This window comes from Hyphomicrobium sp. (assembly GCF_036262015.1).
GTDB lineage: Bacteria > Pseudomonadota > Alphaproteobacteria > Rhizobiales > Hyphomicrobiaceae > Hyphomicrobium_C.
On sequence record NZ_DATAJR010000008.1, the window covers coordinates 249,490 to 271,965 of the forward strand.

The window sequence follows — 22,476 nt, forward strand, 5'->3', positions numbered from 1 at the left end:
GCGCGATGAGCCAGCCAAGAGAGCCGCGTTGTTGGATGCGACGCACAGCGCCTATCCGTTCACGTGACTTTCACTCACATTGGTCGTGCGCATTGGGCTCGGCAATCAAAACAAAAATCTTACATGGAATGTAATGGAAGGAATGGATTCAGAAGGGGTTCGGCGAAAATTCGCAACCCCAAGGCGAGATGTCGAACATAAATTCGACGTTTGAATTCGACCTGCGGTGGTTTGTTGCACCACTGTCAAATTTTGAGTATGAGGCAAGAAAGTTGATCGCGCGGACTGACGCATTGAGGCATCGGTTATGCGAATATTGATGATCGAAGACGACGTCGAAACCGCGGCGTTCGTGAGTAACGGCCTGCGCCAGGCCGGCCACACCGTCGATGTCGTGACTGACGGAAAGGACGGCGTTCTCCTGGGCATTCAGGAGGACTTCGATCTCGTGATCTTGGACCGTATGGTTCCGGGGCTGGACGGGTTGTCCGTCGCGCGCACGTTGCGGAGCAGTGGGCGAAAGGTTGCGATTCTCTTTCTCACTGCACTCGGCGGGATTAACGATCGGGTGCAAGGACTTGACGTCGGCGGCGACGACTATGTCGTGAAACCGTTCGCTTTTTCGGAACTTCTCGCGCGTGTGAATGCGCTGGGCCGACGCTCTCCGCTGCGGGGTGAGCACGAGAAGCTGACCGTGGGCGATCTAGAGATGGATGTTGCTCATCGCATCGTTACGCGCGGTGGTCAGCAGCTCAACTTGCTGCCGCGAGAGTGTTTGCTACTGGAAATTCTCCTGCGCAACAAAGGGCGCGTGGTTCTGAGGACGATGCTCCTGGAGCGTGTGTGGGGATTTCGTTTCGAACCCAAAACGAGCGTCGTGGAGACTTATATTTCGCGACTGAGAACAAAGGTCGATAAGCCCTTTAGAACACAGTTGATCCACACGGTTCGCGGTTGCGGTTATTCCATATATGAAGGCTGACTTTCAGTTTACGCGGCGCCAGCTTCAGATTTTTGCGGGCACTGGTGTTCTTATCACCGTTTGCTTTAGCCTTATTTTCTCGAATGTCTTTCTGGGGTCTAACCGGACGCTCGTTGATCGAACCGAGACGAGGGTCGCGGGCGTCCTTGAGACGCTGGTCGCGTACGAACGCCAGCACGGGCTGGAGAAACTGATCGAGCTGGCTCAAGATAGGAAGCTCTGGGGCGAGCAGGAAGATCCGTTCCTATCAATCAAGCACGAAGCGGGCGTTACGATCCTACATACTTCGGAACTCGTTTCTCCTCAGGATGCCTGGCGTGCGGCGTCGCAATCCATCCACTCTTTCATCGTCGGCAGAGGTCTCTTTACGCGCCGCGTGCACGTTGCAACGGCGCCGTTGACATCTGGAAATCTGCTCGTCGGACAGAGCGAAGTGGGTGTGGCGCAAACGCGCGACATGCTGCTTGGAGCTTTTGCGCTCCTGCTCGCGGCTGCTCTCAGCGTGGCTTGGCTCGTTGCGGCGCTGTTGTCGAGACAGTCGCGAGACTCTGTCAAAGAAATGAAGGCAGCGCTGTTTGCGTTTGCGGCCGGCGATGTGGAACGCCGCGTGATGATCCCGAGCGTCGACACGCCCCTTGGCGATCTCGCTGAAGCGATAAATGGGTCACTCGCGTACTCCCGGACGCTGATCCAGAATCTAAACAACACGTCCTCGGATATTGCTCACAATCTAAAGAAGCCACTGACCCGCCTTCGGCAGCGGCTGGAGCTGGCAAGCAAGTGCGAGGCCGGCAATCCTGAATTCCTGCGAAAAATCGATGAATGCATCCAGGAGATCGATTCCCTGGTGGCCATGTTCGAAGCGCTGCTCAACTTCGGTCAGTTGCAGTCTGGGGATTGGCGTTCACGCTTCGTCGATGTCGATATGCCCGCGCTGCTGGCTCACATCATCGACATCTATGAGCCCATCATTTCCGACCATGGGCTGAAGTTGGAATCGTCCATTACGACAAGCCGTGTGCGCCCGGTGAGTGGCGATCGCGAGCTTCTGATGGAAATGATCGTGAACTTCCTGGAAAACGCAATCCAGTATTGCCCTAGCGGCACAACATTGCGCATCAACATGCAGCAGGGTGTCGACGGTCTCAACGTTACAGTCAGCGATAACGGCCCCGGCGTTCCCGCTGCGGAAATCGAAAATCTATTTGAGCGGTTCTATCGAATTGACGTCTCGGGGGACAAGCCCGGCCATGGGCTCGGGATCCCATTTGCGGTCGCAATCGCAGAGCTGCACGGCGCGCGCATCGAGTTGTCGGACAACAAGCCCGGCCTCAACGTCTTCATCCACTTCCCGAACGTTCCCGATACGAGGCGGCCGCAACTGGGATTGCGGTTGCGGTCCGGCTATGTGGTTAAGGGGCTCTCGAGGCTCTGAGCGCGCAAACTTTGCTTCCTGTCAAAATTGTAAGGGTGGTTCGAGGCGGATGAAAAGATGCCCCGTCATTCTGCACTCAATGTCGCATTGAAATAGTTCCGTTCGTTTCCACGCGATCGTGCAACGCAGTGCTGACGTGACGTCGTCCGGATCTCGTGTGGACGGCGAGGGTGAGATGTCGGCCTGTTGCGTTCCCCTGCAGCAAGTCGGTTTTGAAGGAGGCCATTCGTGGTCGCTGCGGCGCGCAGTCGCCGACGATCCGACTAATCCGGCTGCCCAACGTGGCTCCGTGCCGGACAATAACAATAACCTGGAAGCGCACTTACATTTTTGGAGGCTGTAGAATGGCCGAAACTTGGCAAGACCACACCGGCGCGGTTGCCGGTGGGGCGGACAGCGTTGAGCGCGTCGCTGACGCGATAGTTTTTGCGGAGCCACGCTCCAAACTCACTCGATTCGCCCTGATGGCGTTCAGTGCCGGTGCAGGCGTCGTTGCTGCCCATTACTTTGCAGCAGGCGTTGCGCTCGAAACGTCAACCATGTGGCTGCTGATCGGGATCGCATTCGCGGGCGGTCTGCTGTCTACTTGGTCGCCCTGCGGATACTCGAGTGTCTGTCTGTTGCGCCCCAACGGGACGTTCTCACTTCGCAATGTTCTTGCCTGGTCTCCCACGCTCGTCGCTCATGCCGTCGGCTACGCATTCGGAGCGCTTGTTATCGGCGGTACGTTGGGCCTTGTTGGCTCTGCGCTCGGCGTGCAAGCCTATCTTCCCTATACGCTTCCGATTTTCGCAGTTCTTCTGGTCGTCTACGGCGCGCACCAGTTCGGTTTCATCAAGGTGCCCTATCCGCAGCGGCGTTGCCAAGTTCCCCATGATGCGCGGCAGCGTTTCCCCAAGTGGATGATCGGCCTCCTTTACGGCTTTTCGCTCGGCTTGAACTATCTCACCTATGTCCAGACCCCGCTTCTCTATGCTGTGACGGGCGCGGCTCTCTTCTCCGGCTCGCTTGCATTCGCGGTTGGCATCTTCCTGGTCTTCAACCTGGGACGTTTTCTGCCTCTGGTTCTTAACGCTCTGCCTTTGACGGATGCGTCCATTACTGGATGGCTTGCGCGTCATCAGGAAAATGCTGCGCTAACCGACGCCATTCTTCTCGTCGGATCGGGGTTTGCACTCGGAGCCATGCTGCTCGCCTGACCAGGCGCGTCCTGACCTCACGTCTTCTTCACTCATGAGCTGGGCTGCGGTCGCGCAACGCCCGATGGCCCCGCTCGTCGATTTCGAACCTCAACGACACATCATAAATCCAAAAAGGAGGAATGAAATGAAGGTCTCTTCGCTCACGCTTACAGCCGCTTGTTCGGCTTTGGCGCTTGCGGTTTTCAGCTCGTATGCCATCTCCGGCGGCGCGATTCCCAAGCAACTCGGGAAGGAGGGAACGGCGACACTCGAAGACAATCCGAAAATTCTCTCGGCTCCGCCGTCCGATGCGCGCCGCGTCTATGTCACCGATCCCGATGACTTCAACGTGGCCACCCGTATCGTCACGATTGACGGAAACAACGCCAAGCTGCTGGCGAATTCGGACACCGGCTTGGTGCCGAACCCCGTCGTTTCCTCCGACGGCAAGTTCTTCGCGCACGCGAGCACCGTCTATTCGCGTGTCTCCAAGGGCAAGCGTGACGACTATGTCGAAGTGCTCGATGCGCAGACGCACGAACCCATTGCCGATATCGACATCCCCGAGATCCGCCTCCTCGTGAACACCTATCCGTGGATGACGGCTCTTACGCCCGACGACAAGAGCATGTTGATCTATCAGTTCTCGCCGAGCCCCGGCGTCGGTCTGGTCGATCTCGAGGGCAAGAAGTTCGTGAAGTTGATGGACGTTCCGGATTGCTATCACGTCTTCCCGACCGCCAACGACACCTTCTACATGCACTGTCGCGAAGGGCATCTTCTGAAGGCCACCTTCGATAAGGAAGGTAACATCAAGCACGAGAAGACGAAGATCCTTCATCCGGAGGACAAGCATCTCGTCAACACGCCGGCCTACTCGACCAAGGCCAAGCGCCTCGTGTGGCCGAGCTATGACGGCACGATCTACCAGGTCGATTTCTCGTCGGGCGAAGCCAAGTTCCTCAACACGTTCGAAGCCTTCACTGATCAGGAGAAGGCCGAAAAGTGGGCGCCGGGTGGCTGGAACCTCGTTTCCTATCATCGTGAGAGCAACCGCATCTTCCTGCTCGCAGACCAGCGCGCGCAGTGGACGCACAAGTATCCGAGCCGTTTCGTGTTCGTTTATGACGCGGCCACGGGCAAGCGCCTCTCCAAGATCGAGCTCAAGCACGAGATCAACTCGATTGCCGTTAGCGCTGACAAGGAACCGCAGCTGTACGCTCTCTCTGCGCACGATCGCACGCTCTACATCTTCGATGCGGCGACCGGCAAAGAGACGTCCAAGGTGGAAGGCATCGGTCGCGTTCCTCTGATCCTCACCGCGATTGATTGAGTGAGGATGTCATGATGGTTTCGTCCGTCCCGATCATCGACCTGTTCCTGCAGTTTCTGCTGGCGGTCGTATTTGGCGGCGCGGCGATCTCCAAGCTTCGGAATGCAGACGAGTTCCATGGTGTCGTCCGGAACTTTCGTCTGCTTCCCGAGCGGGTCGATGGCGCGTTCGCCATCGCCCTGCCTTGGGTCGAGCTTGTCGTCGCTGCGTCCTTGCTGACCGGCTTCGCCCTTCATGTGGGCGGGGCTGCAGCCGGAACCCTCCTGGTGATCTTCGCCGTTGCAATCGCGATCAATATCGCTCGCGGGCGCACGGAGATCGATTGCGGGTGTTTCCGTCAAGGAATGCGTCAGCGCCTGAGTTGGGCGCTTGTCACGCGGAACGTCGTCCTCAGTGCGGGTGCTTTTTGGCTCGCCGCGCAACCGGCCTGGTCGCGACCTGCCAGCGCCTACGACTTCATCATTGCAGCGCTCGCCGCTGCAGCTGTGATCCTCATCTACTTGTGCGCCAACGAGCTAACCGGTCTCCGTCAGCTTCCGTTGAGCGAGCGTAAGATTGCCAAGGAAGGGACTGTCACATGACAAATGAACTGTTGATTGCATCGAGCGTCCTTCAATGGGCCGCCCTTTGCGCCGGGGGCATCGTCCTTCTTGGCATCGCCCGGCAGGTCGGCCTCCTCCATGAACGTTCGGCTCCGTTGGGCGCGATGATCACCGACCACGGTCCTGGAATCGGAGACAAGGCTCCGTCCTTCAGCATCATCGACGTCAAGGGCCAAAAGCGGCAGATCGGCGGAGATGATCCGGCGGGTCACGAGACCATGCTCCTCTTCACCTCTCCCACGTGCCCTGTCTGCGAAAAGTTGTTGCCGATCGTGAAGTCCGTTTCCCGCGCTGAAGGCATCAACGTGATGCTGATCAGCGATGGCGCGGAGGAGGAGCACAAGGCGTTCCTGGCCAAGAACAAGCTCGATGGCCTGCCGTACGTCATCTCGGCCGAGATCGGCATGCGCTTCCAGGTCGGGAAGGTGCCTTACGGCGTCCTGATCGACGAGAAGGGCATCATCAAAGCCAAGGGTCTCTGCAACACGCGCGAGCATGTCGAGAGCTTGCTTGAAGCCAGCCGGACCGGTCACGCGTCATTGCAGGACTACATGGCGAAGAAGAACGGTGCCGAGCACTCGCCTCCGCCGCTCACGATGTGAAGGCATAGAAACTCGCAACGTCTAGGGACCATCATTCAAATAACGGAACAATGAAAATGACGAACAGAAGCAAGTTCGATGAAATCGTCGAGAAGTTCTCCCGCCACATCGCCGAGCGGACCAGCCGGCGCAGCTTCATCAGCCGCGTGGGTACCGTCGTCGCCGGTGCAGCCCTCGTGCCCCTTCTTCCCGTCGATCGCAGTGGCCGTGTGAGCCGTGCGCACGCTGGGGCAGGATCGCGTGAAGGTTGGCAGCCGCAGGACAACGATATCACGCAGTGCGACTACTGGCGCCACTGCTCGCTCGACGGTTATGTCTGCGGATGCTCGGGCGGCACGCTCACCGACTGCCCTCCGGGCACCAAGCTCTCGCCGAGCTCTTGGGTCGCCAGCTGCTACAATCCTGGCGACAAGCAGAGCTACCTCATCGCCTATCGCGACTGCTGCGGCAAGAACGTGGCGCTGACCTGCCCGTGCCTCAACACGGAAGGCGAATTGCCGGTCTATCGTCCGGAGTTCGGCAACGACATCATCTGGTGCTTCGGCGCCGATGACGAAGCGATGACCTATCACTGCACGATTTCTCCGATCGTGGGCAAAGCTGGGTAGGTTTCGCAGTCCAGACTGGGGCGCAATGACGGAAGTCATTGCCGCCCCTTTTTTCATATCACAAACGCGGAAACGAACATGAAGCTCAGGACTATCCTCTCCTTATCTGTTTTTCTGGCGGCGACTGCCAATGCCGCACTCGCCGCTGACGCGATCGAAATCGTCAAGCCGGACGGAGTTCCTGCTGATGCGATCAGCGTCGACATCGCGAAGATGAAATTCGCGCCTGGCAATCTCGAAATCGAGCAGGGCGCGGTCATCAAATGGACCAACCGCGACGCCGTTCCTCACAATGTATTCGTCCAAGAACCATTCGAGGTCGTGGGCGACATGCTGCGCGCAGGCCAATCTGTGGCGCTCAAGTTCACGACACCCGGCGAGTACAGCTACATCTGCACGCCGCACCCGTTCATGAAGGGCAAGATTACGGTCAAGCCGAAATCGTAATCGCACGCGCCGTCGAGAGCTCGAAAGGCTTCCCCATGTGGATTCCGCACAATCTGCTCGCACCTTTGAAGGCAGAGACGCCGAAGCCGACGATCCTGGCATCGGAAGCAGCGACTGAGGAACGCACCTTCGTCGTGGGTTTCTTTCTGCGCAATCCCGTGACCCGGGCTTGGGAGACTGATGTCCTGGTCTCGCAGGTGACTGCGAGCCGTGAGGTCAGACTCGACGGGAAACCTTGCGCGGTGGACGAATGCGCGAATTTGGCGGGCAAGCTCGAAGAGATCATCTACACCTTCAGCTCGACGAGCGCGACGGCGGCGTTGGCGTCTTCCTTCCGAGATGTGACGGGCGATCTCGACCGCAAAGCGTTACAATACGGTCGTGGTTTCGAGATTTGTGGATGGCGTGTCGCGGACATTGCGCATGGTGCACGCTGGCGCTGTATCCCGTTCAGGCCGAGCGCCCTCATTGCGGAGCCAGCTTCGGAGGACGTCCCGCAGGCCTATAGGAAGATGCTTCGCCTCTATCGGGAAGCTCGGTCTGCGCCGAGCGCCATGTGGCGACTGCTGAGCGCGGGGGCCATTCTCAACGCCGCTGTGGATGGGATCGCCCCCTTTGCATCGGATAGCCGTTTCGGCGAGCACGTCATTACGATGGATATGCTCGTTAGAAGCGGTACTTTGATTTCCTATTCGAGCTTGAAAGGCGCTACGGCTCGGGATCTGCGTGATATCGCAGAGCCGGCGCGGCGAATGCTGCTGGCGATGCTCGCGCCGAGCGGCGAGACCGCAGATTTGGACGGTGGGGACTATCACGCCGAGGGCGCACTTGCCGCGTTGGCCAACCTGGTGGATCTCGTCGCCCGCGATCTTCTTCTGTCCGCGCTGCGGGCCGACGGTTTTCTGGTTGCTCCCGATGCCAACGAACCTGTGACTGTGGACGCGTGATGACACTGCGCGCTCTCACAGCTTATTCGATTGGTCTCGCTGCGCTCTACATGGCGCTCGCGGGTCTTGTCGGACCCATTGCGACGGCCGATCCGTTGGGGCTTGCCCACGTTTCGCAAGAGATCAAAGACAAGTACCGTCGGCCTGACGCGATCCCCTATCCGAAGTCCAATCCATACCATCCGGCGAAAGCCGAGCTCGGAAAGCGCCTCTTTTTCGATCCCCGCCTCTCAAGTACGCGAACCGTGTCCTGCGCGACCTGTCACAATCCTGCGTTCGATTGGTCTGACGGTCTTGCACGCGGCATCGGAGTGACGGGCGTGCCGCTTCCGCGCCGTTCGCCCAGCGTGCTCAACGCGGCGTGGCTGACGGCTTTGATGTGGGATGGCCGGGCGGCCACTCTCGAGCAGCAGGCGACACTGCCGCTGACGGCGGAGCACGAAATGGGCATGCCGTTGGATAGGGCTGCCGAACGGTTGCGTGAAATCGAGGGCTACAAGGCTCTCTTCGCGACGGCGTATCCGGGCGGGGAGATCCGCGTCGAGACCATGCTCGGTGCAATCGCCACATTCGAGCGCACGCTCGTTTCGCAAAAGGCGCCGTTCGACCGTTGGATCGACGGTGACGAAGAAGCCATCTCGGACTCGGCGAAACGTGGCTTTGCTGTTTTCAACGGCGCCGCGCGCTGCAGCAAGTGCCACGCGAGTTGGCGTTTCACCGATGATAGTTTCCATGACATCGGTCTTGAGACCGACGACATCGGCCGCGGGCAGTTTGCACCGCCGAGCGTTCTGATCATGCAGCATGCGTTCAAGACGCCGTCGCTGCGCGACTTGCGGACGTCAGGTCCGTACATGCACAATGGATCGCTGCCCTCACTCGACAAAGTGATCGCGCACTACGAAAAAGGCGGAAAGGCGCGGCCCAGCCTCTCGCCGGACATGAAGTCAATCAAATTGACTGAGCAAGAGCGCGAAGACCTGATGGCTTTCCTACATACGGTGCAAGGCGCGCCGCTGGAAACGCCGGTTCCCAGGCTACCCTAGGCCAACGAGGTAACGATCAAATGGCAATCTTCCGAAGTCTCGGCGTGGCTTTGCTTTCGGTGCTCGCGGTTTGTGCAGCCCATGCCGAGGAGCACACGATCGTCATCCATCACATGGAGATCCAGTCGGTCGGTGGAACGATGCGCGTAGGCGACGTCGTCACATTCGACAATCAGTCGGACATGGCCCACAATCTCTACATTACGTATCCAGACGGGACAGTCGACAATCTCGACACGCAAATCCCGGGCACGCAAAAATCTCTGACGCTCCGGCAGGCCGGACCGGCAACCATCAAGTGCTGGATCCATCCGATCATCAATGCGCAGTTCGAGATTTTGCCAACGGAACCCTCAAAGCACTGAACGTAGCGTTTTCGGGTTGGAGAGAAAAATGGGCTTGAGCGCAATTCACATCCTTCTGGTTTTGGCAGTCGCATTCCTGCTTTTCGGCCGGGGCAAGATCTCCGAGCTCATGGGCGACGTTGCCAAGGGCATCAAGAGCTTCAAGAAGGGGATGGCGGAGAGTGACGAGGCAGAGCAGGCCATGCTTCCGCTCGTCGTAGAGACTGACGCGACGCTTCGCGAACGCTCAAAGGCCCGTTGAAGTTCGCTCCCGGGAGGAGATCCGCATGTTCGAGATCAGCTGGAGCGAGATGATGATCGTCGGCGTTGCGGCCTTGATCGTTCTCGGTCCCAAGGATCTTCCTGTCCTCATGCGCACCATCGGCCGCTATGCGGGTTGGGCCAAGCGGCAGGTCGGGTCGTTTCGTGAACAGTTAGATGCGGCCGTGCGCGACGCCGATCTCGATCTCGTTCGAAGGGAAATGGAAGAGATCCAGAAAGCAGCAAGCCGCGACACGGCTCGCTTGCAGCGCTCTCAGAAGCCGGATTGACGCGAGTCCTGTTCTGCCGTCGCGATCGTTTCGCGACGGCGTTTGGTGCCTCAGTTCGACTCGATCAAAAAGCTCTTCTGACCTGTCGGCAGGGCGCTCGACAGCGTTTCCGCCTCATCCTTGAGCTGGACACCGGAATGGCCACGTTTGCGCGCTTCGGTCATGAGGTAGAGCAGCTTGTGGGCTGCCAGGTCATAGCTCAGCCCCTCGCGGCGCACGTTCGAGATGCAGTTGCGGGCTTCATCTGTCAGTCCCACGCGTGGCTTGAGCGTCATGTAGATGCCCATGCTGTCGGGAGAGCTGAGGCCCGGCCGTTCGCCGATCAGGACCACAACCATGCTCGCGCCCAAGAGCTCGCCGACTTCGTCGCCCACTGCGACGCGCGCTTCGCGCACGACGACGAGAGGCGCGACGCGCCATTTCTGATCGGCAAGCGGAGGCAGAATCACGTCGAGAAACGGTGCGGCATTCTCTTCGATGGCAAACGAGGACAGGCCATCCCCGATGACGAATACGACGTCGTATCCCTCCGGGGGGCGCGCCATTTTCGCGAGCTCCTGCTGAGAGGGCTCATCGAGACGCCGGCCTTTGTCGGGTCTCTGAAGATACATGGGACGGTTGTCGGCTGCGCTGTGCAGGACGCAGGGTTCGTGTCCCCGCGCCTTGAGCGCCGCTTCGAGGGTTGCAACATCCAGCTCGTGATGTACGGCGTTGCGCGCCCGCGCATGTGCAAGCTGGAATTCGAGATGCGGCTTGGTCGGCAGGCTGGTGCCGGCGCGGCCCAGGGCGATACGCGCGGGCGTATATCGCCGGAGCTTGTCCCACGGGTTGGGAACGACAATAGGCTTGTTGTCCTCTGACATGTGACCCCCTCCCGCTTTAGTGAAGATGCGTCAGTGCGCGTTGAAACGGCGTCGGTAATGTGTCGGCCAGTTTCAATGCTTCGCTCTTTTCGAAGATGCCGACATTCAGGAGCCACTCCTCGAACTCCGGCGATGGCTTGAGCCCGAGAGCCTTCCGAGCGTACAGCGCATCATGGAACGACGTCGTCTGGTAGTTGAGCATGATGTCGTCGGATCCGGGGATGCCCATGATGAATGTGATCCCTGCGACGGCGAGAAGCGTCAGCAGGGTATCCATGTCATTTTGATCGGCTTCGGCGTGGTTCGTGTAGCAGATATCGCAGCCCATCGGGACGCCGAGCAGCTTTCCGCAGAAATGATCCTCGAGTCCGGCCCGGATGATTTGCCGCCCGTCGTAAAGATACTCGGGACCGATGAAGCCCACGACGGTGTTGACGAGGAGCGGCTTGTATTTCCGTGCGACCGCATAGGCCCGTGCTTCCAGCGTCTGCTGGTCGACGCCGTGATGGGCGTTGGCCGACAGGGCGCTGCCCTGGCCCGTCTCGAAATACATGGCGTTGTTGCCGACGGTGCCGCGCTGGAGGCTTTGCGCGGCGTCGTAGCCTTCCTTCAGAACGGATAGATTGATGCCGAAGCTGCTGTTTGCGGCTTCCGTTCCAGCAATGGACTGGAAGACGAGATCGACCGGAGCGCGCCGGTTGATGGCTTCGATGCTGGTCGTAACGTGCGTCAGCACGCACGACTGCGTTGGGATGTTGTAGCGCTGGATGACCTCGTGCAGCATCTCGATCAGCGTTGTGACGGCTGCGATGCTGTCGGTGGCCGGATTGATCCCGATCACCGCATCGCCGTTGCCGTACATCAAACCGTCCACGATGCTGGCTGCGATCCCCGTCGGGTCGTCGGTCGGATGATTGGGTTGGAGGCGGGTCGATAGCCGTCCCTTGAGCCCGATGGTGTTGCGGAACTTGGTGACGACCCGGCATTTCTGCGCGATCAGCACCATGTCCTGCACGCGGCAGATCTTGGAGACAGCTGCCACCATCTCTGGCGTGAGGCCAGGTGCGAGCGCCGCGAGGGAGCGCTCGTTTGCCTCGTCCGAGAGTAGCCAATCCCGGAATGCGCCGACGGTCAGGTGAGAGACGGGCGCGAACGCCCTCGCATCGTGATCGTCGATAATGAGACGCGTAACCTCGTCGGTCTCGTAGGGAACGAGATGCTCGACGAGAAACACCTTGAGCGGCACATCGGCGAGCGCCATCTGTGCAGCCACCCTTTCCTCGTCGTCACCTGCCGCCACACCCGCGAGATAGTCACCCGACCGCGCTGGTGTGGCTTTCGCCATGAGAACCCGCAGGTTCTCGAAAGTGAACCGGTGACCGGCGATAGTATAGGAGTAGCTCATGATGGGGCCCGCCGAATGCTGTTTCTCAAGTTTCAGAATACATCTTCCTCGCCCGGTGCGGCTGCCACCAAATGATGACGGCTATAGAGGGCGAAGTAGGCGACCAGGAGTGCGTAGGCGATGGCCGACAGCGCGGCGACGCTGACATTCATCCCGAGGAGGGCCATCTTCTTGTCCGTGAGGAATACGGCTACTAGCGCGATGCACGCCAGCACGAGCGAAATACCCGACGTCAGCGCTCCGCCCGGGGTCGTGTACGCCCGCGGCAGATCCGGTTCCGACATTCTGAGCTTGATGTGCGAGGCCATCATCAGAATGTAGGAGATGGTTGCACCGAACACGGCCATCAAAATGAGCTGGTCACCCTGCTCCGTGAGCGAGAGCAGGAACCCGACGAAGCCCGGCACGATCAGCGCGACCCACGGCGACTTGCGCGCATTGGTCAGTGACAGGCCGCGCGGTAGGTAGCCTGCACGCGACATGGCAAAGACCAGCCGCGAATAGGCGTAGATGATTGAGAAGAAGCTCGCGATCAGGCCGGCCAGGCCGACGAAGTTCACGAACTTGGAGATCCAGGTCGGGCCGCCGTAGGTGGACGGATGCTCGAGCGCCGCCACCAGCGGGTTCGTGTTGGTTTTGAGCGCTTCCGAGCCGACGCCGCCCGGACCGAACACCATGATCAGCGCGCAGAAGGCGAGCAGCACGAACATGCCGCCGATGAGGCCGCGCGGTAGATCGCGCTTCGGATCGCTGGTCTCTTCGGCCGCGAGCGGAACGCCCTCGATGGCCAGGAAGAACCACATGGCGAATGGAAGTGACGCCCAGATGCCGAAATATCCGAACGGCAGGAACGGCGACGAGCCGACCGCCTCCGGATTGACCGCTATGTCGAACAGCTTGTTGCTGTCGAAGAACGGAGCCATGGCGAAAATCCAGACGACTAGCGCGATGACGGCGAGTGCCGTAATGGCGAAGATTAAGCGCAATGCTTCACCCGCGCCATAGATATGGATGCCCAGAAATATGCCAAAGAAGCTGGCCGAGATCACCCATTGCGGAATGTCGATCTCGAACAGCGATTTCATATAGCCGCCGATAAACACGGCAATGGCCGCCGGCGCGATCGCATATTCGATGAGAATGGCCGTGCCGGTGAGAAAGCCGCCCCAGGGGCCGAACGCGCGTCGGGCGAAACCGTAGCCGCCGCCTGCGGTGGGCGCGATCGTCGCCAGTTCCGCAAGTGCGAAGCACATGCAGGTGTACATGATCGCCATAAGGATCGAGGCGATCATCAGGCCGCCCCATCCGCCCTGCTCAAGGCCGAAGTTCCAGCCCGCGTAGTCACCGGAGATGACGTAGGCAACGCCAAGACCTACGAGCAGCAGCCATCCGGCTGCGCCGCGCTTAAGTTGTCTCTTTTCGAAGTAGTCTTGCCCGACCTTGTCGTACTCGACACCTGAGTGTCCCGTTGGCTCCATGGCGATCCCCTTGAACTAATGTTTGTTTTGTTTTCGTTTTGCAGTGCAGCATCGGCCATCGGGCTCCAGCGGGGCCGACGCTGAAGCAAGAAACACGGCATATGCCAGCAAGCGCATCGGCCCCCAAAAGGACGACTGCAATTTCACTCTTGGTATTGGAGGACGCTAGTCATGCGCTATTATGTCGTCTATCCAATTTCGGCACGTCGTGCCCGTCCTCGACTTAAGTCGGATGTGGTGGTGCGCGAGACAAGTTTTGGTTAGCTCGAGCGGACGGCGCGCATGGTGGCCTTGTCTGATCGCCACACTCCAATGACCTCGCCTGGCGGCAAGGCGGCAACGGTTCACGCGGCCAGCACGCACGATATCGACGAACAAGCGGCTCTGCTCCGCGGCTGGAACCAGACCTACGATCAGATTTCTGCGGGATCCTTCAAAGGATCGTTTCTGGAAGCTGAGCTCGGTGGGGTGCTGCTGTTCCGGGAAGTAACCAGCAATGCCCTGCATCAGAGAGGGTATCTGCCGCCAGGATCAATCGCAGTCGGGGTGCCGATTGCGCTATGTGGCAATGCAACGTTCTGCGGACAACATTGCGACGGCACGCAACTGCACGTCTTCTCCGGAAATGACTCGTTCGAGTTTTTCTCTCCCAGCGGATTGGACATCGCAGGCTTCGTGCTGACCGAGCGTGACCTGCACGGCGCATTGCCGTCGGACCAACTGGAAACGGTGTTGCCGACGCTTCTAAATCCCCACCTGCGTCCGGTCGAGCCGAGCGCAGCCGGCCATATGCGTCGCATCTTTGCGGACATTTGCGAGATCATCGCAGAGAGCCCGGAGTATGCCGACAATCCCCTCCGTTTGGCAGCGATGGCGCGGGATGTGACCGATGTCGTGGCGACGGCGCTCTCCGGCGCTGAGAGCGAACAGTCAGAGATTTCGCTGGCGAAGCGTGCGCGCGTCGTGCGGGATGTTCGGGAACTGGTGGTCGAATCCCCGGATCGCTACGCGAGCGTGGAAGAGCTTTGTTGGACACTTGGCATCAGCCGCCGTGCACTGCAGCAGTCGTTCCAGGAAACACTTGGGCTCAAGCCCTCGACCTATCTGCGCGCTGTTCGGATGAACGGCGCGCGCCGCGCCATAAAGCACGCCTGCTCCGTTGCGGAGGCCGCTACGCTTTGGGGCTTTTGGCATTTCGGGCGGTTTGCACGTGACTACAAGGTGATGTTCGGGGAGCTGCCGTCGGAAGCGTTCAGGCGCTACCACCCGACACACAGGGCGGACGGCTTTTGATCCGATTCAGGGGCGCCGAGAAGGAAACCAGCACTGGGGTGCGACAAGCTCTGAGCTGTATGGAAAAACGCAAGCAGCCATCGCTGCAGCGGCAAACCTACGCCGCGACATCACTTACCCCACGTGATTGCAAACGGATACAGCGATGCGCCCGGGCTCCCACGCATCAGCTCGATCATTTCCGCTCTCTAAGGCAGTGTCGACATTCCAGTGCCATCAACGCCGGACTCACGCCCGCGCCGGGCGGAGCGGACTTCGGGCCCGCCTTTAGATCAAAGCCTCTGCAAGTTTCCTGTCGCTTTATTCGGCGCTGTATTTTTCCATAGCACTCTGCAAGACCGACAATACCCTCTCACCCCCAAATTGGGTGACATTGAACCGCAGGAAGTTGGCGGCGGACTGCGAAACACTGAACACATTTCCTGGTGCGAGAACGACATTGTGCGCTACGGCCCGGCGGGCGATCACGGTAGAATCGTGACCATCCGGTAGGCGGCACCAGAGATAGAATCCGCCGCGCGGCGTGATCCAGGGCACGATCCCCAGCGGCGCCAGCCGAGCTGCCGCCACCTTTCGCGCCCGCGTCAAACGCTGACGTACCTCGTCCATATGCTTGCGGTAGCTGCCCCCCGCCAGAACGTTCGCGATTAGTTGGGTCGCGATTGGACTCGCGCCGCCAAAGCTCGTGGCCACTTGGAGGTCCACTAGACCTTCGATCCAGTCCGCCCGCGCTGCAATGTACCCGCAGCGCACCGACGCCGAGAGCGTCTTCGAGAAGCTGCCGATGCGGATGACGCGGTTCAGGCCGTCGAGCACGGCGAGACGTGGGGAGAGATCAGGCTCGAAGTCGGCGAAAATGTCATCTTCGACGATCGTCACGTCGCGAGCGGATGCAGCGCTGAGCAACCGGTACGCGGTCTGAGGCGACAGGCTCGCGCCGGTGGGATTATGCAGGGCCGAATTCGTGATGTAGAGGCGCGGCCGTTCCGCCTCCACTGCGGCCTCGAATGCCGCCAAGTCCGGTCCGGTGGGCGTATAGGGAACGCCGACGATCTTGACCTGGTGGGCGCGAAGAAGCGCCTGAAAGTTGAAGTAGCAGGGATCGTCCACCAGAACCGTATCGCCGGACCGCAACAGGAAGCGGCAAATCAGGTCGATCGCCTGCGTCCCAGAACCCGTGAGCATGACTTGGTCCGGTATTGCGTTGATGCCTTCTTCGGCGAAGCGTCCCAACAAAAGACGCCGCAAGTTTACCGATCCACGCGTGCTTCCGTATTCGGATAGGACCGCGTCATCCGTTCGAGCAAGTGAGCGGATGGCGCGCCGAAGCGCGGCGTTCGGCATCCAATCGGCCGGCAACCACCCGCAACCTGGTTTTAGAACTGAGGGGTCGGCGTCCAGGGACTGCCTGGACACCCACAAAGGATCGACGGCGCGATCACGCGGCGTCCCCATCTGGGCTAGCGCCATTGGCGGCAGGTTCATGCTCGTCACATAAAAGCCAGAGCCCCGCCGCGCGCAAATGAGACCTTCGGCGGCGAGGCGATCATAGGCTTCCACCACAGTCGATGACGAAACATTCATGGTTTTGGCGAAACGGCGCACCGAGGGCACGCGATCCCCAGGCAAAAGTGCTCGACTGGCAATTTTGGTCCGGATCGCGTTCATGAGCGCTTCTGTTCGCGTCCCCTCTCCGGCAGTCATTCGCGCCTCCTGAGCTCTTTTGGTCCTTAACTGTATTGGTTGTGTTACCCATACAGTTTGGCAAAACCGTATCGTATCGTTCGTGTCCGAGTCAGCTCCTAAGCGCTAACTCCGTGGCCTGGAGAGCGAGGACGCATGGAACGAACCACCGCGGGCTGGGGCAATGGCCTCTTGGGCGTCATCATCTTCAGCGGATCACTACCGGCGACGCGCGTCGCGGTCGCCGACCTCTCGCCGCTGTTTCTCACGTCTGCGCGCGCTGTGATCGCAGCCTTGCTCGGCGCGACCTTCCTGTTCGCGCTCCGTCAGGCAAGGCCAGCACGCAGCGATATGGTCCCGCTCGCCGTTGTGGCGCTCGGCGTGGTCATCGGCTTTCCGCTACTGACGGCGCTTGCGCTTCAGCATATTTCTGCCGCTCACTCGATCGTCTTCATAGGCCTACTGCCACTCGCGACAGCCATCTTCGGCGTCTTTCGGGGCGGCGAACGGCCGAGACTGGAATTCTGGCTGTTCTCAACTCTCGGGGCTGCGACCGTCGCTGGATTCGCTCTTTCTGGAAGCGACAGTGGATCGGTTGTGGGCGACCTCCTGATGGTCGCCGGTATTCTGCTCTGCGGGCTCGGCTACGCCGAAGGCGCGACGCTCTCGCGCCGGCTCGGTGGCTGGCAAGTCATCTCCTGGGCCTTGTTGCTGTCATTGCCGATGATGGCGATGATGGCGCTGTTCTCGATGCCGGTTAGCTGGATCGATATCGGTGCGCCGGCATGGCTTAGCCTCGCATATGTCTCGATCTTCAGCATGCTGGTCGGGTTTATCTTCTGGTATCGCGGCCTTGCCCTCGGGGGGATCGCCGGGGTCGGTCAGTTGCAGCTCTTGCAGCCCTTCTTCGGACTTATGCTGGCGGCCCTACTCCTGCACGAACCAATCGCCTGGACCATGATCGCCTCAACCGCGGTCGTCGTCGTCTGCGTGGCGGGCGCAAAGCGCTTCGCCTAACCATCAGACAATCTATGGGTGAAGGATTGTCCTGACCCGAGGTCCGTCTCGGCAGGAGTTGAGTTGTCAAAGGTCAGTTATTCTCTTCGGCCATCGCGCAGTTTCGCAATTCAATTGAGGTAATCGCTGGCGCTTCCCCCTTGTCTTGGGGGTGCCTTTGGGTGCAGCGCATGCGGCCCCAAAGGCACGCTTTGGGGTGTGAACTCACCATCATCGAAATCTGATCTTGCTGGAAACATGGGGGCGCCTCCCCCTAGAGAGTCCCACGCGAGGACCAGGCGGGGTACTGTAGGCCGGTCGGACGTATTAGGGAGTGGTCCTGAGTTTCATGGCAAGGTCCCCTTCTTTAAAGCACTCGCACCCAGCTGTCCGCCACAGCCTGGGGCTTCTAAATTTCTAGGACGCAAGTGGATGCGGTGGTGCGGCCCCACGTCTTCCGGATTGCGGTCGAGTCACCGCCCCACCAGCAGACCTCAACTGCAAATGAGTGCTTAGCGTGAGGCTTGTTTCGTCCGTAGGCGCATCCACATTCACAAGGAACGTCCAAGCCAAGTGCCGCAGAAAGGTCTCGGGAGCCGACCATGTCCAAGAGCCCACATCGGATAACCGGCGTTGAAAGCGAGCAGCAACAGCCTCTGCGTATTGATAATAGGCCATCACCCGCAGAGACATTTGATCAGAAGCCCAGGATGGCCGACGCACCTTTCAAGGGCACAAGCAGGCCGTCGGTCAGAAGGCAGGCTGACGGCATAGAGCGCTACACTGGTCCCGCCGGTGGCTGGGGGGCCCTCAAGGCCGTGGCGAAAGCACTCAACAACGAGATGGCGGTTTCGCGCGAGGTTCGCGGGCTCTTTCAGATGAACCAACCGACCGGTTTCGACTGTCCGGGCTGCGCGTGGCCCGATCCGAGGCACACCTCGTCATTCGAGTTCTGCGAGAATGGCGCCAAGGCCGTGGCTTGGGAGGCCACGAGCAAGCGAACAACACCTGAGTTCTTCGCCGCACATACGGCGACAGAACTGTGGGAATGGTCCGACTACGCACTCGAAGGTGAAGGCCGCCTAACGCACCCGATGGCCTACGATCATGCCACAGATACATTTAGACCGGTGGCTTGGGCTGATGCGCTTCAACGCATCGGAACCGCACTCCGGGCGCTGCCCGACCCCAACATGGCGGAGTTTTATACGTCAGGCCGAGCCTCCAACGAGGCGGCATTCCTCTACCAGCTTTTCGCGCGCGAGTACGGCACAAATAATTTTCCCGACTGCTCCAATATGTGCCACGAGGCGACCAGCGTCGGACTTCCGGATTCGATCGGTGTCGGTAAAGGAACGGTCACGCTTGAGGATTTCGATCACGCCGACGCGATTTTCTGCATCGGCCATAACCCCGGCACCAACCATCCGCGCATGCTTGCTACGCTCCGCGAAGCCTCAAAGCGCGGATGCAAGATCGTCGTGTTCAATCCGCTGCGCGAACGGGGGCTCGAGCGATTTCAGAACCCGCAAAATGCCTTCGAAATGGTAACGCTCGGCTCCACGCCGATCGCCTCCTCATACTATCAGGTAGGAATTGGCGGCGACGTCGCCGTGCTCAAAGGCATGATGAAAGCGTTGATTGATGCAGACCGCGCCGCGATTGCGGCTGGTCAAAGGGGCCTCATCGATAGGCAGTTCATCGCCGAGCATACCAACGGGTTTGATGCACTTGTCACTAATATTGATGGCACCGACTGGACGGAGATAGAGCGCTTCTCGGCGCTTTCTCGTACCGATATCAAAGCCGCTGCCAAGGTCTACGCGGAAGCTGAGCGTGTCATCATCTGCTACGGCATGGGCATCACGCAACACCGGCATGGGACTTCGAACGTCAATCAAATCGCCAATCTGTTGCTCATGCGCGGCAACATCGGCAAGGAAGGCGCTGGCATTTGCCCTCTCAGGGGCCACTCCAATGTGCAGGGCGACCGCACCGTTGGCATCACGGAGGTCCCCTCCAGGGAACTTCTCGACAATCTTGAGCGGACCTTTTCCATAAAGGCACCCCGCCAGAAGGGTCATAACGCGGTCGAAGCCATTGAAGCGATTGTCAATGGTCGGTCAAAAGCACTGGTAGCGTTGGGCGGCAATCTGGCAGTCGCGATGTCCGATCCGGACGTCGTCTTCCCGGCCATGCGCAAGCTCGATCTGGCGGTGCATATCGCGACGAAACTAAATCGGTCACATCTGCTCATCGCGCGGGAGAGCTTCATCCTGCCTTGCCTTGGCCGCACAGAGCTGGACATGCAAGACACTGGCAGGCAGGCCGTCACCGTGGAAGATTCGATGTCGATGGTCCATGCCTCGTCAGGTGGTCTCAAGCCTGCGTCTGAGCATCTCAAGTCGGAGCCGGCCATCATCGGTGAGTTGGCCATAGCAACGCTGCCGGACAGCAAGGTGCCGTGGCTTACTTTGATTGGCGACTATCGTCTTATCCGTGACAAGATCGAATCCGTGTTTCCCGATTTCTCAAACTTCAATGAGCGGATCGCGAGCCCCGGAGGGTTCCGGCTGACCGTTCCAGCATCACGACGGGTGTGGAAGACGAAATCCGGGAAAGCGGAATTCCTGATTGTCTCAGGACTTGAAGAGGATCGGCGATGCTATGAACCTGGCGCGCTCGTACTGGCAACTGTGCGCAGCCACGATCAATACAACACCACCATCTACAGTCTCAACGATCGCTATCGTGGAATAACGGGGCGGCGTGACATCCTATTTATGAACGCGGCGGACCTCGCAGCACGCGGGCTTCAACATGGCGACATTGTTGATGTTGAGACCCTTTGCAACGAAGATGAGGTACCCCGAACGCTTGCGGGCCTGACAGCCGTTTCGTTCGATATCGCGATCGGCTCAGTCGCAACATATTATCCCGAAGCGAACAATCTTGTTGCTATCGACCAGTACGACCCCCGGAGCGGAACTCCCTCCTACAAATCGATCCCAGTGTCTGTGCGCGCGGCGCAATCTATGTGACTCGAGCTGTCGGAAGATCCTTTTGCAGTTCGACCGCGGGCGCAAGATCTGTCCTGATCGTTCCAGCAAACAGATATCCGGCAGCCTCGTAGAATGGACGGGCCCGCTCGCCAGCTACGACATGTAGCGATCGTGCGCCGAGTGCTGCGGCGCGGCGCTCAGCTTCGGCGAGCAGCGATCCACCTATCCCCCTTCGCCATACCTCGGGCGCGACGAACAGATCCTCCAACTCGGCCTGAATAGCATCCCTGCCAGGGAGGACAGTGGCGAAACCCACAATCTCGCCGACGAACTCCGCGACGATGACATGTGGCAAGTGCACGGCCGGAACCTCCCTCGCTTCCGGAAGCGCTTGCAGCTCTTCGATATGATCTCCCCAAGCTAGCGAAGATCTCAGCTTAAGGGTTCCTAGGTTATGCTTGTCCTCGCCACGCGCCGCTCGAATGACGACTGACATCATAGCCCCTACCATGTGCCTAGGTTTATGCATGTCGGCTTCGGGTCAATAGCGGCTTGCCTTTACCGGTCATTTCTAGTCCGCTCTAGACCGCTCGGTCCCATTCGCGGACATTGGTCCACTGGACGATCGCCGCGCTGTGCGTGGGGCATCTACCTCCGCCGAAGAGCAGATGTCGATCTGTCACCTCAAGCGACTGCAGATGACCCTTAACGGACCTCAAAAGGGATCGGGGCAATGCCACCGGTAGGGCCGCGTTCACTTGCGATGACTTGCTGGAGGAGTTGCGGTCCCACGGAGTTTCCGCCCGTAAACGGGCGACTATAAGCGGCGATGAGCAGCACAGACAGTGCAATGCCTGTCGCAAAGAGCGCCAATGTCATAGCGCAGGCACGCCGATTATCGCTGTGAACCATGGCAATGGCGACCAACGTGCAGAGCCCCTGAAGTAGGATTCCTATCCATTTGACTGCCCCAACAGTAGACTCGCTGATAACAATGCGTTGGCGTCTCGCCTCAAGCGCTGTATTGAGCGCTCTGACCATTTCCGGCTGTGCGGTTCGTTCGCTATCATCGGCGGGCTTTATAGCGAGGGCGTAATCCAGTGCGCCCATCAAGGCCGTGGGAAATGCCGAGAGTGTCGCTCGCTGTTGCGCCATTTCTGGCCATTCTTCATTCACCGCTACCTCTATGTGGCGGTTGATCAAACCACTTAGATGGGCCTTCTGTTCTTGAGGGAAAGTTCCGGCGAGTAAAACGACGGCACGAAGCGCGCTCGCCTCAGCGGCAACGGCGGTCTTTGCCTTGTCGAAATTATTCCAGACCTCGACCGCAATGAAGCCAACCAACAGCGCGAAAAGAATGCCCAGTGGGGACAATATGCCGGGCGACACAGCCTTAAAAGCCCGTGCCCACTCGGTCACTGCGAGCTTGGTCACAACTAGATACACTCCCCCTGCGATGAGATAAGTCGCCAGGAAGACAATCGAGGCCATGCCTGACACAGGGAGATTGAGCAACCAATCCGACATCAATGACGTCCTGCCCATATGCATTGCTACGCTATTCTACACTGGTAGACGCTGCTGACCACCGAAGAGAGCGACCTTTGAAGAGGCGCTGCAGGTCTTGCCAATTGGCACAGCTCTACTCGATGTCCATTGCGCGCGTTATGCATGCTTC

At 59.4% G+C, this 22,476-nt stretch carries 22 protein-coding genes; 16 read left to right on the plus strand and 6 right to left on the minus strand.

The features are described 5' to 3' along the window. The first annotated feature begins 307 nt into the window (after positions 1-307). The 13 genes from VHO05_RS09880 (at position 308) to tatB (ending at position 10,078) form a co-directional block, all read left to right on the plus strand. Positions 308-982 (plus strand): response regulator transcription factor, encoded by a 675-nt coding sequence (locus VHO05_RS09880; RefSeq protein WP_329646413.1) that lies wholly within the window; start codon positions 308-310, stop codon positions 980-982. Further along, the gene (locus VHO05_RS09885; RefSeq protein WP_329646414.1) at positions 972-2,417 is read left to right on the plus strand and encodes a HAMP domain-containing sensor histidine kinase; all 1,446 of its coding nucleotides are present in this window, start codon (positions 972-974) and stop codon (positions 2,415-2,417) included. Before VHO05_RS09880 ends, VHO05_RS09885 begins: the two co-directional genes overlap by 11 nt. Positions 2,418-2,761: 344 nt before the next feature. Continuing rightward, positions 2,762-3,616: a cytochrome c biogenesis CcdA family protein gene (locus VHO05_RS09890; protein ID WP_329646415.1), complete on the plus strand. Its 855-nt coding sequence runs from the start codon at positions 2,762-2,764 to the stop codon at positions 3,614-3,616. A 127-nt stretch (positions 3,617-3,743) separates the two neighbouring features. Then, positions 3,744-4,931 (plus strand): methylamine dehydrogenase (amicyanin) large subunit, encoded by a 1,188-nt coding sequence (gene mauB, locus VHO05_RS09895; protein WP_329646416.1) that lies wholly within the window; start codon positions 3,744-3,746, stop codon positions 4,929-4,931. 11 nt (positions 4,932-4,942) lie between these two features. Beyond that, positions 4,943-5,512, plus strand: coding sequence for a MauE/DoxX family redox-associated membrane protein (locus tag VHO05_RS09900; protein WP_329646417.1), 570 nt, complete (start codon positions 4,943-4,945; stop codon positions 5,510-5,512). After that, positions 5,509-6,135, plus strand: a complete 627-nt coding sequence (gene mauD / locus VHO05_RS09905) for a methylamine dehydrogenase accessory protein MauD (protein ID WP_329646418.1) — start codon at positions 5,509-5,511, stop codon at positions 6,133-6,135. The genes VHO05_RS09900 and mauD overlap by 4 nt, the downstream gene beginning before the upstream one ends. A 56-nt stretch (positions 6,136-6,191) precedes the next feature. Beyond that, entirely contained in the window at positions 6,192-6,743 is a 552-nt protein-coding gene (mauA, locus tag VHO05_RS09910; protein ID WP_329646419.1) for a methylamine dehydrogenase (amicyanin) small subunit, read from the plus strand. 78 nt (positions 6,744-6,821) lie between these two features. Then, a complete protein-coding gene (locus VHO05_RS09915) occupies positions 6,822-7,190 on the plus strand; it encodes a plastocyanin/azurin family copper-binding protein (protein ID WP_329646420.1) in 369 nt (122 codons plus the stop codon). Positions 7,191-7,225: 35 nt separating this feature from the next. Then, positions 7,226-8,137 carry a methylamine utilization protein MauJ gene (locus tag VHO05_RS09920; protein WP_329646421.1) on the plus strand — a complete coding sequence of 304 codons (912 nt, stop codon included), beginning with the start codon at positions 7,226-7,228 and terminating at the stop codon, positions 8,135-8,137. After that, the gene (locus VHO05_RS09925; protein WP_329646422.1) at positions 8,137-9,183 is read left to right on the plus strand and encodes a cytochrome c peroxidase; all 1,047 of its coding nucleotides are present in this window, start codon (positions 8,137-8,139) and stop codon (positions 9,181-9,183) included. The genes VHO05_RS09920 and VHO05_RS09925 overlap by 1 nt, the downstream gene beginning before the upstream one ends. 20 nt (positions 9,184-9,203) lie before the next feature. Beyond that, positions 9,204-9,548: a methylamine utilization protein MauL gene (locus VHO05_RS09930; protein ID WP_329646423.1), complete on the plus strand. Its 345-nt coding sequence runs from the start codon at positions 9,204-9,206 to the stop codon at positions 9,546-9,548. A gap of 28 nt (positions 9,549-9,576) precedes the next feature. Continuing rightward, a complete protein-coding gene (tatA, locus tag VHO05_RS09935; RefSeq protein WP_329646424.1) occupies positions 9,577-9,789 on the plus strand; it encodes a twin-arginine translocase TatA/TatE family subunit in 213 nt (70 codons plus the stop codon). Between the two features lie 25 nt (positions 9,790-9,814). Then, a complete protein-coding gene (gene tatB, locus VHO05_RS09940; RefSeq protein WP_329646425.1) occupies positions 9,815-10,078 on the plus strand; it encodes a Sec-independent protein translocase protein TatB in 264 nt (87 codons plus the stop codon). Between the two features lie 50 nt (positions 10,079-10,128). On the opposite strand, the gene eutC is transcribed toward tatB, so the two are convergent. From eutC to eat, 3 genes are read right to left on the minus strand one after another with little or no spacing between them, the layout of a single operon-like run. After that, positions 10,129-10,941: an ethanolamine ammonia-lyase subunit EutC gene (gene eutC / locus VHO05_RS09945; RefSeq protein ID WP_329646426.1), complete on the minus strand. Its 813-nt coding sequence runs from the start codon at positions 10,939-10,941 to the stop codon at positions 10,129-10,131. Positions 10,942-10,957: 16 nt separating this feature from the next. After that, positions 10,958-12,346, minus strand: a complete 1,389-nt coding sequence (locus VHO05_RS09950) for an ethanolamine ammonia-lyase subunit EutB (RefSeq protein ID WP_329646427.1) — start codon at positions 12,344-12,346, stop codon at positions 10,958-10,960. 32 nt (positions 12,347-12,378) lie between these two features. Beyond that, positions 12,379-13,824, minus strand: coding sequence for an ethanolamine permease (gene eat / locus VHO05_RS09955; RefSeq protein ID WP_329646428.1), 1,446 nt, complete (start codon positions 13,822-13,824; stop codon positions 12,379-12,381). 282 nt (positions 13,825-14,106) lie between these two features. On the opposite strand from eat, the gene VHO05_RS09960 reads away from it, so the two are divergent. After that, complete coding sequence (locus VHO05_RS09960) at positions 14,107-15,117, plus strand: helix-turn-helix domain-containing protein (protein WP_329646429.1); 1,011 nt, start codon at positions 14,107-14,109, stop codon at positions 15,115-15,117. A 300-nt stretch (positions 15,118-15,417) separates the two neighbouring features. On the opposite strand, the gene VHO05_RS09965 is transcribed toward VHO05_RS09960, so the two are convergent. Next, positions 15,418-16,821, minus strand: a complete 1,404-nt coding sequence (locus tag VHO05_RS09965) for a PLP-dependent aminotransferase family protein (protein WP_329646430.1) — start codon at positions 16,819-16,821, stop codon at positions 15,418-15,420. Positions 16,822-16,956: 135 nt separating this feature from the next. On the opposite strand from VHO05_RS09965, the gene VHO05_RS09970 reads away from it, so the two are divergent. Together VHO05_RS09970 and VHO05_RS09975 are read left to right on the plus strand one after the other, a co-directional pair. Further along, positions 16,957-17,817: a DMT family transporter gene (locus VHO05_RS09970; protein ID WP_329646431.1), complete on the plus strand. Its 861-nt coding sequence runs from the start codon at positions 16,957-16,959 to the stop codon at positions 17,815-17,817. Positions 17,818-18,506: 689 nt separating this feature from the next. Beyond that, the gene (locus tag VHO05_RS09975) at positions 18,507-20,837 is read left to right on the plus strand and encodes an FdhF/YdeP family oxidoreductase (RefSeq protein WP_329646432.1); all 2,331 of its coding nucleotides are present in this window, start codon (positions 18,507-18,509) and stop codon (positions 20,835-20,837) included. On the opposite strand, the gene VHO05_RS09980 is transcribed toward VHO05_RS09975, so the two are convergent. Both VHO05_RS09980 and VHO05_RS09985 read right to left on the minus strand, forming a co-directional pair. Beyond that, a complete protein-coding gene (locus VHO05_RS09980) occupies positions 20,830-21,159 on the minus strand; it encodes a GNAT family N-acetyltransferase (RefSeq protein ID WP_329646433.1) in 330 nt (109 codons plus the stop codon). The genes VHO05_RS09975 and VHO05_RS09980 overlap by 8 nt on opposite strands. A gap of 344 nt (positions 21,160-21,503) precedes the next feature. Further along, positions 21,504-22,325, minus strand: coding sequence for a hypothetical protein (locus VHO05_RS09985; protein ID WP_329646434.1), 822 nt, complete (start codon positions 22,323-22,325; stop codon positions 21,504-21,506). Positions 22,326-22,476 lie beyond the last annotated feature (151 nt).